Consider the following 15,584-nt stretch of genomic DNA (forward strand, 5'->3'; position numbering starts at 1 on the left):
GCTTCCAGTTTCACCTTGTTCTTTTCCACCGAGCCCTTCCATACAAAAGTGTAACGACCGGCTGCCGATTCGATCTTCGTTCCGTCTATGTACTGTACCTTCAGGCTGACATAACCAAGTTCAGCAAGCAGACGGACAACTTCGGCAAAAAGTGACTGGATATGGCCCTTAAGGCGTTTGCCACGGAAGTAGTTAATTGTCCGGTAATCCGGTGTGCTGTGCCCGGATAGCCACATGAAATAGATGTTCTCCTGTAGGGCCCTTTCAATCTTACGGCACGAATAGATATTGCTCAGGTAGGCGTAGAACAGTACCTTGATCATCATACGCGGGTGGAACCCTGTCGTGCCGCCACCTTTGTACTGCCCTATGATGGGATCTATGTTCAGTTTTTCAACCACTTCGTTAACCAGACGTACCGGATGACCAGCAGGGATTTTTGCAAAAATATCTTCCGGAAAAAGACTCGGACTATTGGATGGTAATGCTTTGAATAGTATGTTTGCCATATTGTTTGGGTACACCTAAAAATAACCATTTTTTAGGACAAACAATAAAAATCCCCGACACTTTCACGTATCGGGGATTCCTTTTTAAAAAAAGGCTTTTTAGACAACCCCATTTTTTGTTTGTATACCTCTTCCGTTACGGCTGCGGTTGCTTGCGTAGGTGCGACGAGGCGATCTAACTCCTCCTTCCACTGTCTATCCTTCGACAATGTCAGGCTGAGCACTTCGGCAGGCTCAGTACAGGCTCTGTCGAAGCCCTCGTACGACGACGAAGCAATCTCATGGCTATTGGCAAATGGCAGATGGCTATAAGTCGTAAAGTCGTTGATTTGTAAAGTCGTGAGGTGAAGTTAGATGAGTGAGATTTCTGACTTCTAACTTTTAACTTCCAACACCCGTCACTTTTCTGACTTCTCACTTCTCCATACTAATTCCTCCTTCCATTGTCTATTCTTCGACAATGTCAGGCTGAGCACTTCGGCAGGCTCAGTACAGGCTCTGTCGAAGCCCTCGTACGACGACGAAGCAATCTCATGGCTATTGGCAGATGGCAAATGGCTATAAGCCGTAAAGTCGTTGATTTGTAAAGTCGTGAGGTGAAGTTAGATGAGTGAGATTTCTGACTTCTGACTTCTCACTTCTCAAATCTCACTTCTAATATCTGACTTCTCACATCTCTATAGCCCCTCAACCCGGGGCGGGGGATTTACTTGGAAGGACCCAAGTAAACAAGGTCCTCCGGCCGAGGTTCTTGATGCTACCGGGCCTTATCCTAGCCTAAACCGTTCCAAACTCACTTCGTTCAGACAAGGAACGGTTCTTAACGGCTAGTATGGCGGCCCGCTGACGCAGTCGAACCAATGCCGGTCCTTTCCCCACGCACAGGGTTGCCTTGAAATAATGTAGCGGTGAAGTCGTAAAGTGAGAGGCGGATGGCAGATGGCAGATAGCAAATGGCAGATGGCTATAAGCCGTAAAGTCGTGGATTTGTAAAGTCGTGAGGTGAAGTTAGATGAGTGAGATTTCTGACTTCTGACTACTCAAATCTCACTTCTAATATCTAATTTCTCACATCTTTATAGCCCCTCAACCCGGGGCGGGGTTTTACTTGGAAGGACCCAAGTAAACAAGGTCCTCCGGCCGAGGTTCTTGATGCTACCGTGCCTTATCCTAGCCTAAACCGTTCCAAACTCACTTCGTTCAGACAAGGAACGGTTCTTAACGGCTATTATGGCGGCCCGCTGACGCAGTCGAACCGATGCCGGTTCTTTCCCCACGCACAGGGCTGCCTTGAAATAATGTAGCGGTGAAGTCGTAAAGGGAGAGGTTAATGGCTAATGGCAGACGGCGAATGGCAGATAGCAGATGGCAAATAGCGGATGGCTATAAATCGTGAAGTAGTTTTTGATAGCAACGAGCGTCATCTAACCATTCTAACCCATCTAACTACTCTAACTCCTAATAATAGCCGTAAAGTCGTTGATTTGTAAAGTCGTAAAGGGAGAGGCGAATGGCTAATGGCAGATAGCTAATGGCGAATGGCAGATGGCGAATGGCAGATAGCAGATGGCTAGTGGCAGATAGCAGATAGCAAATAGCAAATAGCAGATAGCAGATAGCAGATAGCAAATAGCAGATAGCGAATGGCAAGTGGCTAGTGGCGGACGGCTATAAATCGTGAAGTGGTTTTTGATAGCAACGAGCGTCATCTAACCATTCTAACCCATCTAACTACTCTAACTCCTAATAATAGCCTTTCGGATCGCCGTAGCAACCGAACTTGGTATAGTAGCCTCCGCGGTTTAGCTGGTTTCTGTACGTCTGATAAAATTCCCGTAACGGGCTGCAGGCAGGGTCGGGAAAGCCATCGTCGAGGTGCAGCGGGACATTGGGCATCACAGGAGGCGGAACGAGCTGGTCCAGGTCGGGAAAGGTAAGCGATGGGGGCGGTACCGCCAGTTCGGGGTCCGGCATGTATACTTTGAGGCCTGCATCTGTCTGACGGGCAACAAAGTGTCCGCTTCCCTGCAGTGGCTCAATCCAGCCCTGCTGCTCCAGCTCCCAATAGGCTTTCGTCACGGTGGACCGGTTGATCTCAAGCGCGTTGGCAAGCAGACGCGTGCTAGGCAATTTCTGTTCCTGCTTTAATACGCCCGCCTGTATGTAGCTCAACAGCAGGGCCGCCAGCGACAAGTACATGGGTTTACCGGGTTGCCGGCGGAATTCATCTTTTAAATTACCGATAAGTGGACTGCTCATTGTTTTTAAAGTGGATTATCTTGTCGATCCAATTTACAATTAATTTCGTTGATCAACAATTTGAAATGACTATGTATGTACCGGCGCTACTTCGGTTTACCGATGCTGAAGAACAGCTGAATTTTATGCAGAAATATAGTTTTGCAACCCTTTTAAGTTATGACGGCGAACGTATTGCGGGCAGTCACCTGCCGCTGGTGCCTACCAGGGAGGAAGATGGGATTGTCCTTCTGGGACATCTTGCCAAAAGCAATGAACAGGGCCGACTGCAGCACGGAGCTGACTGCCTCGTTGTGTTTTCCGGTCCGCACGCCTATATCTCGCCCCGTTATTACGACAGGGCGGACTCGGTTCCGACGTGGGACTATGTGGCTTTACATGCATATGGAACGTTCAGGATAGAAGCGGACAAAAAGATGGCCATCATGGAACGGACGATCCGCTATTTTGAGGAGGAGTACATGACGCAATGGACATCATTACCGATGGCCTATAAAGAAAAGATGATGGAACACATTGTGGCGTTCAGTATCCGCGTCAGCCGGATCGAAGGGCAGAAGAAACTAAGCCAAAACAAGAAGCCGGAAGAGATAGAAAGGATGAAACGCGATTTTGCCGGCGGGACCGATCCCTACGCGCAGGATCTGGCCCGCTACTTTATGGTCGGCGGAGGAGAATAAGGAATAGACGATGCACCTTGGCGTTCGCATGTCTACAACCATTAAAACGTTTATCGATGAAAAAAATAGTTACGGTTAACAAGGAGAATGCCGGTCTGGTTTACGGATTGTTTAATCTCTACCGCGTGTTCTATGGGAAGGAGCCGGATTTGGCTCTTGCCCGGAAGTATATAGACGAGCGTGTGCGGCAGGCCGACTCGATCATTTTCGTTGCGCTGGAGGATGGTGTACCGATCGGGTTCACGCAGCTGTATCCAAGCTTTTCCTCTGCCCGCCTCGTTAAGAACTGGATTATCAACGACCTATACGTGCTCGAAGACAGCCGGTCGCAAGGGGTAGGCACTTTGTTGCTGGAACGTGCTTTCCATGAAGCAGCGAAGAGAGGAGCAACGGCCGTGCTGATATCCACACAGCAGACCAATCGGACGGCGCGGCGTCTGTATCAGTATTTAGGCTTCAGGGAAAAAGAACAAGCTAGCGAATTTGTTGACTACTGGTTGGAGCTGGATACCGACGGCCGGCGGGACGGATGATCAGCCGATGGTTGCGCATGGGCGGATATTCGGGGGGCTCGGAGAGCCTTTTGGTTGTCATCCTCGGCTTCGACAGAGCCTGTACTGAGCCTGACGAAGTGCTCAGCCTGACAGTTTATTGTGTCTGCTGCATTATGTCAAGGTGACCCTGTGCGGCGGAAAGGACCGGCGTGGGTTTGACTGTAGTGGGCCGTTGCTTCGTCGTTCTTCTCGCGATGACGGGGATTTTACGCTGTTTTAGGCGTCCTTCATCTCACTACGCCCGTGCGAAATATTCGATCCTATGGGGTCACTCGTAGTTACGCGTGTACCGCTTCACGACCTCACGCCTTTACAAATCAACAACTTTAAGCCTTCACATTTTTTAATTAACACCCTCACGCTGCTACAACGTGGCGCCGTCGCTCCATCCACTTTTAAATTAATGGTTGTTTTATATTAAGATAATCTTAACTTTATACCAATAACCTATTATTGCGGCAGTTTCTCAAACATGAATGCAAACGACCTGGACACACTCCATCATACAATCAGCTTGCTAAAACAAGGCGACCTGGATGCTTTTCGTGTTATATACGACCGTTACTTCGAAGTTTTAACACAACGGCTGCGGACATTTTTGCACGACGATATATTGGTTCAGGAGGTCGTCCAGGAAACATTTGTGCAGGTGTGGCTAAAAAGAGAAACCATAGATCCGACCAAAGACTTTCTGGCCTGGACCAGCACCATAGCAAAACGAAAGTCCATTGACATTCTCCGCCGTCAGGTAAAACTAACACTCGCTATGGACGAACTTAAGGCCGGGGAATCATATGAGCCCAGCGCCGAACAGGTAATGATACAGCGGGAGGAGCGTGAAAAGCTGTCCCGCTTGCTGGATGTACTGCCAGAGCAACAGCGGCAGGTACTGGTGTTGGCCAAGCTCCATGAACTAAGCTATCAGGAGATAGCAGACAAGATGAAGATCTCCAAGAATACGGTGAAAAACCACCTTGTAAAGGCTATGAAGGTCCTTAAGTACCGGACGACTATTTTTTTCATTTTTTTTCTTTTCTGACTAGTCCTTTTTTTTCTTCCGCTCGTATTAAGGGTAACAAAACAAGTATGGATCAAAAAGAACGAATAGCAGACCTGATCACCAGGTACGGCCAGCAGCAGTTAAATACTGCGGAGCTTCGGGAACTGTCAGCCTATCTTACGCAGCTACCAGACACTGAACTATCGGCCGTGCTTGACGATCTGATGGCGGGGGAGGCGTCCCGTAGCGGTGGCTTGGATAAGGAGCACGTTTTTCAGCTTATTGTCAACGACCGACGGATGGCGTCCAACCTTCCGCAGCGGTCACGCACGCGCACGGCCACCCTGTGGCCAAAGCATATTCTTCGCTGGGCCGCAGCCATCATTATATGTTTCGGGGTAGGTATTGGTATCCAACAGTGGAAGGAAAAGAAAGTAGATAGCAGCACCTCGGCGGCAGCCATCCTTCCGGCGCAACCCTCGGCCAGCCTTGTGTTGGCGGATGGAACGGCGTTGTCTCTTGCTCCGGGGCAGCAGGAGATTGTGTTGAAAGATGGTGGGATATATTATGCAAATGGCGAAACCGTCGGCCTCCCGGACCTGCCGGCCGGAGAAACCGTGGTTCTGGCGACGCCCCTAGGTGCCACTTACAGTGTTCGGTTTGCTGATGGGACACATGTGAACCTGAACGCCGGATCTAAAATGAGCTTCCCGCTCGTCTTTTCTCCCGAACAGCGAAGGGTGGAACTTGATGGGGAAGCATATTTCGACGTGCAAAAAGGAACAGCAGCAAGCTGGCCGTTTGAAGTGCATTCCGGGGACCATGTAGCCCGCGTGTTAGGTACCACCTTTAATATACAGGCGTATAGTGCGAAGAATAAATATACGACAACATTATACACCGGCAGCCTTGAGGTAGCGGACACCAAACGGCCTGAACAGAAAACGAGGCTTCTGCCGCGGCAGCGTCTGGTGGCCGAAAAGGAGAAGGCTCCCATGCTTACGGCACTTGCCGATACGCGGGAGACCGATTGGACACAGGGCGTCTTTGTTTTTAACGACCGCCCGCTCTCTGATATCGTGGAGGAGCTTGAGCGATGGTATAACGTAGAGTTTGTGTTTCAGGACAAGCTTCAGCAGGAAGTATTCACCGGTGTGGCCTCAAGGCAGCAGAGTCTGCAGGAGGTGTTGGAGCTCCTCGAACTGACCGGTACGGTCGAGTTCCGTATTCATCAGCGTAAAATTTCCATATTCAAGGGTATATAAACCTGTATCATACTTCATAAACTTTTATTAACGCAAAATGAGACGACGATTTTCATTTCGCCGCCTGTCGTACATCCGAGCGAGGAATGGCTACAGGCTGGCAGCGTCATGCCTGCTCGCTGTAATGTTACAGCTGGGGGGGCAAACGATGGCGCAAGAGATCAATCTGCAGAAAAAAAACTATGCGCTTAGCGACCTGCTTGAGCGGATGGAGGAGCAGAGCGGCTATAGCTTCTTTTACAACAGGAAGCATGTCGAGGACAAAAATGTGTCCATACGGATTCCGCGGGGCACCGTGATAGAAATCCTTGATAGTGTGCTGCCTCCGCTCGGCCTTCACTATGAAAGAAGGGAGGACGCCATCGTAATTTCGCAACGGAGAGGTCCGGCCGCGCAAAACGTAAATCAGCAGATGCTCCGGGGGCGGGTGCTGGACGGTCAAGGGCAACCTCTGAAAGGCGTAACCGTCCGCGCAGTGGACGGAGGAGCCTCGACGTCAACAGACCAAACAGGAGCCTTTAGCCTTAGTGGCAGTGCCCCGATGGAAGTGTCATTCCATATGGTGGGGTATAATACCCTTACCCAGACGCTTACAGGCGAAACCGGTCAAGCGATCACGCTGACGCCGTCAAACAGCGAGCTTGAGGAGGTTGTTGTCGTCGGTTACCGATCTGTGCGACGCGATCAGGTGAACGGCGCCGTATCCGTGGTGAAGATGGAAGATAAGGAGAAGCAGACGATTACGCACTCGTCGCAGGCCTTGTACGGAACAAGCGGTGTCTGGATCAACCAGGCGGGTTCTAAACCGGGAAATGACGGGACTACCATCCGCATACGGGGGGTAAACACGTTGAATAACGCTAACCCGCTGGTGCTCCTCGATGGGATTGAATATTCGCTCGGCGAGATTGATCCCGCTGATATCGAAAGCATCACCGTGCTGAAGGACGCCGCGGCGGCGATCTATGGCTCGCGTTCTTCCAACGGGGTAATCCTTGTCACCTCCAAAAAGGGGGCTGCCGGCAAAACGAAGATCGACTTTCGGGCCCACACAGGCATCCAGGAGGCGAGTTTCCTTCCAGACGTCGTAGACGATCCTATTTTGTATATGCAGATGCGTAACCGCGCGGAAGCCAACTCCGGAAAGACGGCGCTTTCATACTCCCAGGCGCAGATCGATGAATACCGCGCAGGACTCGGAACAGATCCGTCCGTTTATCCGGCGTCCAACTGGTTTGACATCGCCTTGGACCGCGGCATTCTGCAACAGTATAATGCACGTGTGACGGGAGGAACTAAGCAGATTAATTTCACCGCTGGAGCAGGATATATGGATCAGAAGGGGATCTTCATCGCAAACGACGACGCCAAGCGGTATTCCTTTGATATCAAGGTATCGGCACAGGCGACGCCCCGCCTAAAGCTGAATGCAGGTTTTATTGGAAACCTCAGGGAATTTAACGAGGTAGGGTATGGTACCAGCACGGTAATGAGCGTGATCATGCGCGGCCTGCCCATCATGTCGGACTACCGGAGGGGCAATGTGTATGGTTCCACCTGGCTCTATACCCCGGGACGAAACAATATTGAAAACCCACGTATGGAAGTGGAGCAAGGGTTCACCCTTCGGGATTACCAGGAAACGTTGACCAACCTCTCGCTCGAATATAAGCTTCCATTGGGTATTACCTATCATAATACATTAGGCTACAGGCGGATTGATCATTTTAGTAAAGACTTTATTCCACAGATGTATACGGTGGATCCGAAGACAGGGGATATGCGTAACTTCAACGGCTCTGCGCCACGTGTAAAAGACTGGGATTCGCTGGACAAACAGTTTACCTTGTCGCACCGGCTGGTTTTCGAGAACCAATGGGATGGGCATAACGTGCACGTGATGGCCGGTCAGGACTATCAGATCAACGACGGACGTAATTTCCAGGCCTACAACTGGGGTTTTTACGACAATACCCTGTGGGAGCTTAATGCGCTGTCGGACCAGACCAATGCGCAGGCGACAGGAGGATCTGCTGTGAGTAAGCTAGCATCGGTTTATGGACGGTTTGCCTACGACTATCAGGGTAAGTACACACTAGAAGGAAGCTTACGATATGACGGCTCCTCTAGATTTGCGCCGGGCAACCAGTGGTCGTTCTTTCCATCGGCGTCGGTTGGCTGGACAGTTAACAAAGAGTCCTTTTTTAAATCGGAAACTGTAAACTTTTTAAAGCTTAGAGCATCGGTGGGCAAGCTGGGCAACCAGGCTGTAGGTATCGGTGTTTACAATAGCACCTTCAACATCAACCCGACCTATAACTATAGTTTTGGCGGAACCACGGTCGGCGGCGCGGCAACGGCAGCCCTTACAGACCGGAACATCCGCTGGGAGTCGACATTATCGTATAATGCCGGCGTCGATATGAGTCTTTGGAACAAATGGAGTATTACCGCCGATTATTTTTACAAACGAACTTTCGATATTCTGCGCGCCATTAACATCGCGAGCCAGGTAGGCGGGTTGACAGGGCCGACCGTAAACCTGGGGAAAGTGGACAACAAAGGATGGGAGATAGGTTCGTCATTCACAGATAGGAAAGGCGACCTTTCGTATTCGCTTAACGGATCGGTATCCTATGTCAAAAACAAGGTTGTCGATATAGGTGGGCAGCAGGTCATCTCTGGACGGTATATTATTAAAGAAGGCTATGCCATTAACTCATACTACCTATACGAAGCCACCGGTTACTACCAGTCGCAACAGGAGATTGACGAGGCGACCGCCGTGTACGGAACACGCTCGAAGTTAAAACCGGGTTATATAAAGTATGCGAATCATAATGGTGATAATTACATCGATGATGCCGATAAGATCATTACGGGAAGCTCCATTCCGACATGGACATACGGTTTCGGATTACGTGTAGGATATAAAAATCTGAGCCTGGAAAGCCAGTTCCAGGGCGTCGCGGATGTGGATGTCTATCCGACGGGTAATGTCGCCTTTCCGTTCAACAATGGGGCCAACGTCACCTACGACTGGGCCAGGGATTCCTGGACGCCCAGCAATCCGAATTCAAAGTTGCCGCTCCTGACGACCTATACCGACGCGGGCGAGAATTTCATCAATTCTACGTTTTGGCTACAGGATGCATCGTATCTGCGGATGAAAAACATTACGCTGGCTTATCAGCTTCCGGACAGCTGGATGTCGCGTTTAGGCGCTCGGAAACTGTCTATTTATCTTAGTGGTCAGAATCTGTTGACATTCAGCAAGTTCAAGATGTGGGATCCGGAGCTGACGACGACCAAAGGGGATCTGTACGAGTATCCTAATTTAAAGACTTACAGTGCGGGAATCAATCTAAATTTTTAACGAAGATCATGAAAAAGAACAAAATAGGAAAGCTTTTGCTCATGGCTGTGGCGGCGTCTTTCTTAAGCTCCTGCGACCTGACCGTGACCCCTACCGACAGGTACGACCAGGAAAGTTTCTGGCTGGGCGCTAAGACGGCCCAGGCCGGACTGGTGGGCTGTTACTCTGCCCTTTCCAATCAATATCTCTATGGCAATGCCTCGGTGCTATGGGAAGAATCGGCATCGCCAAATGCGTACAACTATGATAACAGGCTCGGATGGAACAATGTAGCATTGGGTACGCATACGGCGGATATCGCGTTGGTAAATGGCAGGTGGTCTGCGGCGTATACCGGGATCGGTCGGTGTAATGCACTGCTTGATAATATTGATGGTAATATGGAGCTTACAGCCTTGCAGATTGGGCAGATGAAGGCTGAGGCACGCTTCCTGCGGGCGCTATTTTACCATCTGCTGATCAGCTATTATGGAGACGTACCTCTGATTACAGCCGAGGCCGACATAGCGCAGGGATCCCTGCCCCGTACGAAACGGGACGAGGTAGCCCGGTTTATCGTCCGTGAGCTGGACGAGATAGCTCCGTCTTTGCCATTACGTTACCTAGATAAAGCAGACTTTGGACGGCCAACGCGGGGGGCAGCGCTCGCGCTGAAAGCAAAAGTCATGCTGTTCGAGGCGAGCCCGCTTTTTAATGGGAACTCTGATCGGGAAAAATGGCGGCAGGCGGCTGATGCTGCGAAGGCTGTTATCGATCTCGGTGTGTACAGTCTATATCCTAACTACCGAACCCTGTTCTCCGTTGCTGCAGAAAACAGTTCGGAGTCTATCTTCGATATCCAGTTTGTCAATGAGCCTAATCGCGGTAGTAGTTTCGATGTGACGATCAGGCAGTATGGCAATGCCGCACCGCTGCTTGATCTCGTACAAAGCTACGTTATGGTGGACGGAAAGCCGAAAGAAGAGTCGGCTTACAGCGAGTCAGATACCTATGAAAACCGGGACCCACGTTTCAAGCAGACCATCATTTATCCCGGCGCCACGTTTTTGGGAGAGGTTGTCCGAAACGACGGCAACAATACCAATTTTAAGGTCGTGCAAACGGGCTTTGCATTTAAGAAATACAGTATATACGACGCGGGAGCGGCAACGACTGCCCAGATACAGATTGGAGACAATATGTCGGAGATCAACTATATGGTGTTGCGTTACGCGGATATATTGCTGATGTATGCGGAGGCGAAAAATGAGCTGGGAGAGCTTTCAGAGGATGTGTGGAACATGACAGTGCGTGCTATACGTCAGCGGGCGGGCTTCTCGCTGCAGAGCGCGCTGAACTATCCCGGCGGCGACCTGTCGAAATTACGGGAGATTATACGGTACGAGCGGCGCGTAGAGTTTGCGGGAGAAGGATACTATTACAACGACGTGCGCCGTTGGCGTACAGCTGAAAATGTGCTTAATGCCACGATCCGTAAACACGATGGTACGCCGATCATAACGCGGACGTTCGACGCGGCCCGCGACTACTGGTGGCCGGTTTCTACGACACAGATGGAATTGAACCCTAATCTTAAACCTAACAACCCCGGCTGGGGACAATAAAAATACAAGAATGAAAGCAATACGATATTTTATTTTGAGCTGCATGGTGGTGCTATTATCGTGCAAAGAAGACCACGCCCCCATCCTCGATTTCTCGGATCCTTTTGGTGATAGTTCTGACGAAAATGTACCTGTACCCGGACTATGGGAGAGTGAGCGTCCTATTCTGATCAGTGAACAGTCCCAGAGCCAGGTGCTGATCATCGATTCACTAAGCAAGGGGGAGCTATGGTCATGGAAGGCTGCCGAAGCGTTAAGTACGGCAGAGGCGGCATGGTTCCGGGAAATCGACGAAGCAAAAGCCGTATATAATAGGAAGTACGTACTGCTGACGGCGTCGAGCGGAGGTGTCGCACTGGTTCGGATTGCCGATAAGAAGATCATGTTCTACACGAATGCCAAGGGGAGTCCACACTCGGCGGAGGTCCTGCCCGACGGAAACATCGTCGTTTCCTGCAGCACGACGTCGGACGGTGAAGGGGATGCACTTAAGCTATACAAGGTGGATTCCTTATCCGCCTATGTAGCGAAAGAAACAAAACGCTATAACCTCACTTTTGGGCATAATGCGGTCTGGGATCTGAAGCGGAATGTTCTTTGGGCAACCGACGACCAGAACCTCTATACCTACCGCTACAACGGCAACAGCTCTAATCCGGAGCTTATAAAGGAGGAGGTCTTTTATGGTCTGCCGGATAGGAGCCCCCACGACCTGTTCCCCGTATACGGAAAAGATCAGCTCTACCTTACTACGGCAACAGGAATTTATATTTTTGACATCGGAACAGAAACATTTTCCCCGCACCCGTATGCTAAGGCTAATATCAAGTCGATTTCCGATGGGCCGCACGGTTTTGGCACGCTGGTCATCGAGCCTAACATGTCTTACTGGACGGACAGGCTGACGAACATCCGCGGCGTCAGCGTCTTTTTCAAACCGGGGTACAAAATGTACAAGGCGCGGTGGTTCATAGATAACCCGTTCAGCTATCCTACTGAACACCCTTATGTTCAGTCTAATTAAGACGACGGGGCGACAATATATTTATGTACTGATGCTTAAAGTAACTTATAACATGGTAAAAAACATCTTTTTATATCTGATGCTGTTGACACTGTTCATGGGCGCATGCCAACGTGCTGACGATCCGCAGCCCTGGCAACCAGACTTTATCAGGACTAACCTTCCCGCAACTTTGTCTATAGAAGGAGGTGTGGAGTTTGAGCTGTATATCGCCGACGCGGAACCTGGCGCGGCATATGTCTGGACAGTGCCGCAGGCGCTGGAAATCGTCGATGGCCAGCAGACAAACCGGATCGTTGTACGCGGAAGCCGTCAGGGTGGCCTTATTCCTGCAAAATCTATTGGTGTACAGGGCGAGCGCAATGGCGAAAAGAGCTTTACACGCTGGTTCTACAAAGAGATTACAATCCTGGCACCGCCACCGTCGTTGGAGAACTACCGGACGAAGCGCTTCGGTAGCAAAACCTGGATGATTGAAAACCTCAACGAGAAGGGGGCGGACGGCAACCTCGGTTGGGAGTACAATAACGATAATAGCAAGGCTTCGACCTACGGCAGGTTGTACACCTGGCATGAAGCAATGACCGGTATATCCAAAGCCACGGAGGCCGATAATCCTTATACCTGGGGAGCGAGTGGCGTTGACGATGCCGGCAATGCTTATATCCTCGATGGTACAAGTGCAAATTCGTTCAACATACAGGTTCAGGGAGCCTGTCCGACGGGATGGCATGTGCCAAACGTAAACGACTGGTACGACCTGTTGGTTGCTATTAAGACCGAGTATGCGATACCGGGTAATACACTAGCGGATATCGGGTCAACAAAAGACGGCTATACCGTCGGCTGGGGCCGGGAAATAGGCGTGGTCAACTCGATCACGTTGACGAATTGGGGAATCGTTGCCCCATACCTGAAAGGTAGCAGCCCCGTGAGCAGCGGCGGGCTGTGGCAGGGAGGCACGACGTTTTATTATGGCGGCAACGCCAACTTCCCCGGCGGAGACTACCCATTATATAAGGAGTTGAGCCGTGAGATAGACTTCAACATACTGCCTGCCGGCAGATGGAACGAAGGCTCCCGGGTATTTCAACAAGAAGGAGTTTACTCTTACCATTGGGTCGCATTTATAACGACGGCGGGGGCGCATAATCCATTACGTGTTACGGTGGGATCGGGTAATGCAAACTTCTCGAACGGCGCCGAAAGTGCCACAAATGGACATTCGTTGCGTTGCGTAGCAAACTACTAGCGGTAGCGTATAGGATCGGCTTGGTAGCTCCAAGCCGATCTTTTTTTAGCGATTACACAATCTACGATTTTACGTCTTTTACACCCACGCCTTTACAAATAAACGACTTTACATTTTAGAAGTGAGAAGTTAGAAGTTAGAAATGAGAAGTCAGAAATTAGGAGTTAGAAATTAGGTGTTAGGTCTTAGCTCAGCTTAGCTTTACGAATCAGCAACTCAACGACTTTACGGCTTATAGCCATCTGCCATCTGCTATTTGCTATTAGCCCCTCTTTACGCCTTCACAAATCGACAACTTTACGCCCTCACAATTTACCTGCTTCGCCGCCTGCAAACGTTGCCGGTAACGTTTGCACAATCTTTTTTGCGGCACTCTTTAAAAATGAGTATCCTTGTGACTGCCAATATAAATCAGACACAGCTATGAACAAACTGGCTTTATTTTTACTTGTTTCGATATCATCGGGCTCCATGGTCTATGCGCAGACACCGTATGTTTCGTCGGTCTGGGTTGCCGATCTTGGCAACGGGCGCTATAAAAATCCTATTTTGCATGCGGATTATTCGGATCCTGATGTGGTCCGTGCAGGTGACGATTTCTACATGATCGCTTCCAGTTTCAATCATGCCCCCGGCCTTCCGATACTGCATTCCAAAGATCTGGTCAACTGGAAAATTGTCTCCCACGCCTTACCGAGGCAGCTTCCGGAAGATGTATTCCGCCAGGTTCAACATGGAAACGGCGTTTGGGCGCCGTCGATCCGCTATCACGGGGGCGTCTTTTATATTTACTGGGGCGATCCTGATTTCGGTATCTACATGATTAAGACCGATGATCCGGGAGGGCAGTGGTCTACGCCGGAGCTCGTGCTGGAGGGGAAGGGGCTGATTGACCCCTGTCCGTTCTGGGACGACGACGGCAACAACTATATGTCTTTTGCCTATGCGGGGAGCCGCGCCGGACTGAAGAGCGTCGTTGCTATTGCACGGTTGGATGCAACCGGTAGCAAGGCCCTGGACCGTGGCGTGATCGTGTACGATGGCCATGAAGATGATCCCACTATTGAGGGCACAAAAATGCACAAGCGCAACGGCTATTACTACTTATTTGCTCCGGCAGGCGGCGTGTCGACCGGCTGGCAGTTGGTGTTGCGTTCGAAAAATATATATGGCCCCTATGAACGCCATGTGGCAATGCATCAGGGGAGCTCGCCCATCAACGGCCCGCATCAGGGCGCATGGGTGGATACGCCCGGGGGAGAAGACTGGTTTATACATTTCCAGGACAAGGATGCCTATGGGCGAGTCGTCCATCTGCAGCCGATGAAGTGGGTGAACGACTGGCCTGTGATCGGTATCGAAAATGGCGTGAAAGGTACGGGCGAACCTGTCCTGACCCATCGGAAGCCTAACGTGGGTAAAACCTATGCGGTGGAGACGCCGGCGGAGTCGGACGAGTTTGACGCCCCGTTGCTCGGTAAACAATGGCAGTGGCAGGCGAATCCTGACGGAACGTGGCTGATGCCGGCTAAGCGCGGGCACCTGACGCTATATTCGCAGCAGGTACCTGAAGGCTACAAAAATCTGCTTGATATCCCGAACATACTGACGCAGAAGTTCCCGGCGGAGGAATTTACGGCGACGGTGAAGATGCGTCTGGTGGGGCACGAAAAGATAGAGAACGAGCGCGCTGGCTTTGCCGTCGTCGGCGAGGACTACAGCCAGCTCTATGTGAAGCAACACGACGGCCGCCAGTCCTTACACTATGCAAGCTGCAAAAATGGGCTGACCTCCGGGCAGGAAGTGGTCGCCGATGTCGCAACGCTCCCCGTGGGAGAATATGTGTACCTCCGTGTCGCCGTCAGCACAGGTGCGGTATGCCGGTGGTCATACAGCCTCGATGGAAAGAAGTACATACCGGTTGGAGATGCTTTCTCCGCGAAGCCGGGAAAATGGATAGGTGCCACGTTGGGCCTATATGCCGCGCGCGACAACCAGATAAACGATAGTGGTTATGCTGAATTCGACTGGTTTAGAGTGGAACCTTTAAAATAGACAGAA

11 protein-coding genes are annotated in these 15,584 nt (G+C 50.7%); 9 read left to right on the forward strand and 2 right to left on the reverse strand.

Going from position 1 to position 15,584, the window contains the following annotated elements:
• The coding region (locus BC792_RS11870; protein ID WP_148909231.1) for a transposase at window positions 1–509 on the reverse strand (509 nt) is incomplete at its 3' end.
• Between the two features lie 1,743 nt (window positions 510–2,252).
• Window positions 2,253–2,768: a GntR family transcriptional regulator gene (locus BC792_RS11875; protein ID WP_148909232.1), complete on the reverse strand. Its 516-nt coding sequence runs from the start codon at window positions 2,766–2,768 to the stop codon at window positions 2,253–2,255.
• A gap of 65 nt (window positions 2,769–2,833) precedes the next feature.
• Between BC792_RS11875 and BC792_RS11880 the strand changes: the two genes are divergently transcribed.
• From BC792_RS11880 to BC792_RS11920, 9 genes are all read left to right on the forward strand, one after another.
• Window positions 2,834–3,448, forward strand: coding sequence for an FMN-binding negative transcriptional regulator (locus BC792_RS11880; RefSeq protein WP_148909233.1), 615 nt, complete (start codon window positions 2,834–2,836; stop codon window positions 3,446–3,448).
• 56 nt (window positions 3,449–3,504) lie between these two features.
• Entirely contained in the window at window positions 3,505–3,981 is a 477-nt protein-coding gene (locus BC792_RS11885) for a GNAT family N-acetyltransferase (protein WP_148909234.1), read from the forward strand.
• A 493-nt stretch (window positions 3,982–4,474) separates the two neighbouring features.
• Complete coding sequence (locus BC792_RS11890; RefSeq protein WP_148909235.1) at window positions 4,475–5,041, forward strand: RNA polymerase sigma factor; 567 nt, start codon at window positions 4,475–4,477, stop codon at window positions 5,039–5,041.
• A gap of 47 nt (window positions 5,042–5,088) precedes the next feature.
• Window positions 5,089–6,267, forward strand: a complete 1,179-nt coding sequence (locus BC792_RS11895) for a FecR family protein (protein ID WP_148909236.1) — start codon at window positions 5,089–5,091, stop codon at window positions 6,265–6,267.
• A 37-nt stretch (window positions 6,268–6,304) separates the two neighbouring features.
• Window positions 6,305–9,643, forward strand: a complete 3,339-nt coding sequence (locus BC792_RS11900) for a TonB-dependent receptor (RefSeq protein ID WP_148909237.1) — start codon at window positions 6,305–6,307, stop codon at window positions 9,641–9,643.
• An 8-nt stretch (window positions 9,644–9,651) separates the two neighbouring features.
• Window positions 9,652–11,247, forward strand: a complete 1,596-nt coding sequence (locus BC792_RS11905) for a RagB/SusD family nutrient uptake outer membrane protein (RefSeq protein WP_148909238.1) — start codon at window positions 9,652–9,654, stop codon at window positions 11,245–11,247.
• Between the two features lie 10 nt (window positions 11,248–11,257).
• Window positions 11,258–12,271: a DUF6528 family protein gene (locus BC792_RS11910; RefSeq protein ID WP_148909239.1), complete on the forward strand. Its 1,014-nt coding sequence runs from the start codon at window positions 11,258–11,260 to the stop codon at window positions 12,269–12,271.
• A 52-nt stretch (window positions 12,272–12,323) separates the two neighbouring features.
• Entirely contained in the window at window positions 12,324–13,523 is a 1,200-nt protein-coding gene (locus BC792_RS11915; RefSeq protein WP_170250019.1) for an FISUMP domain-containing protein, read from the forward strand.
• Window positions 13,524–13,946: 423 nt separating this feature from the next.
• A complete protein-coding gene (locus tag BC792_RS11920; RefSeq protein WP_148909241.1) occupies window positions 13,947–15,578 on the forward strand; it encodes a glycoside hydrolase family 43 protein in 1,632 nt (543 codons plus the stop codon).
• Window positions 15,579–15,584: the final 6 nt, after the last annotated feature.

It is taken from the genome of Sphingobacterium allocomposti, assembly GCF_008124885.1.
GTDB lineage: Bacteria > Bacteroidota > Bacteroidia > Sphingobacteriales > Sphingobacteriaceae > Sphingobacterium > Sphingobacterium allocomposti.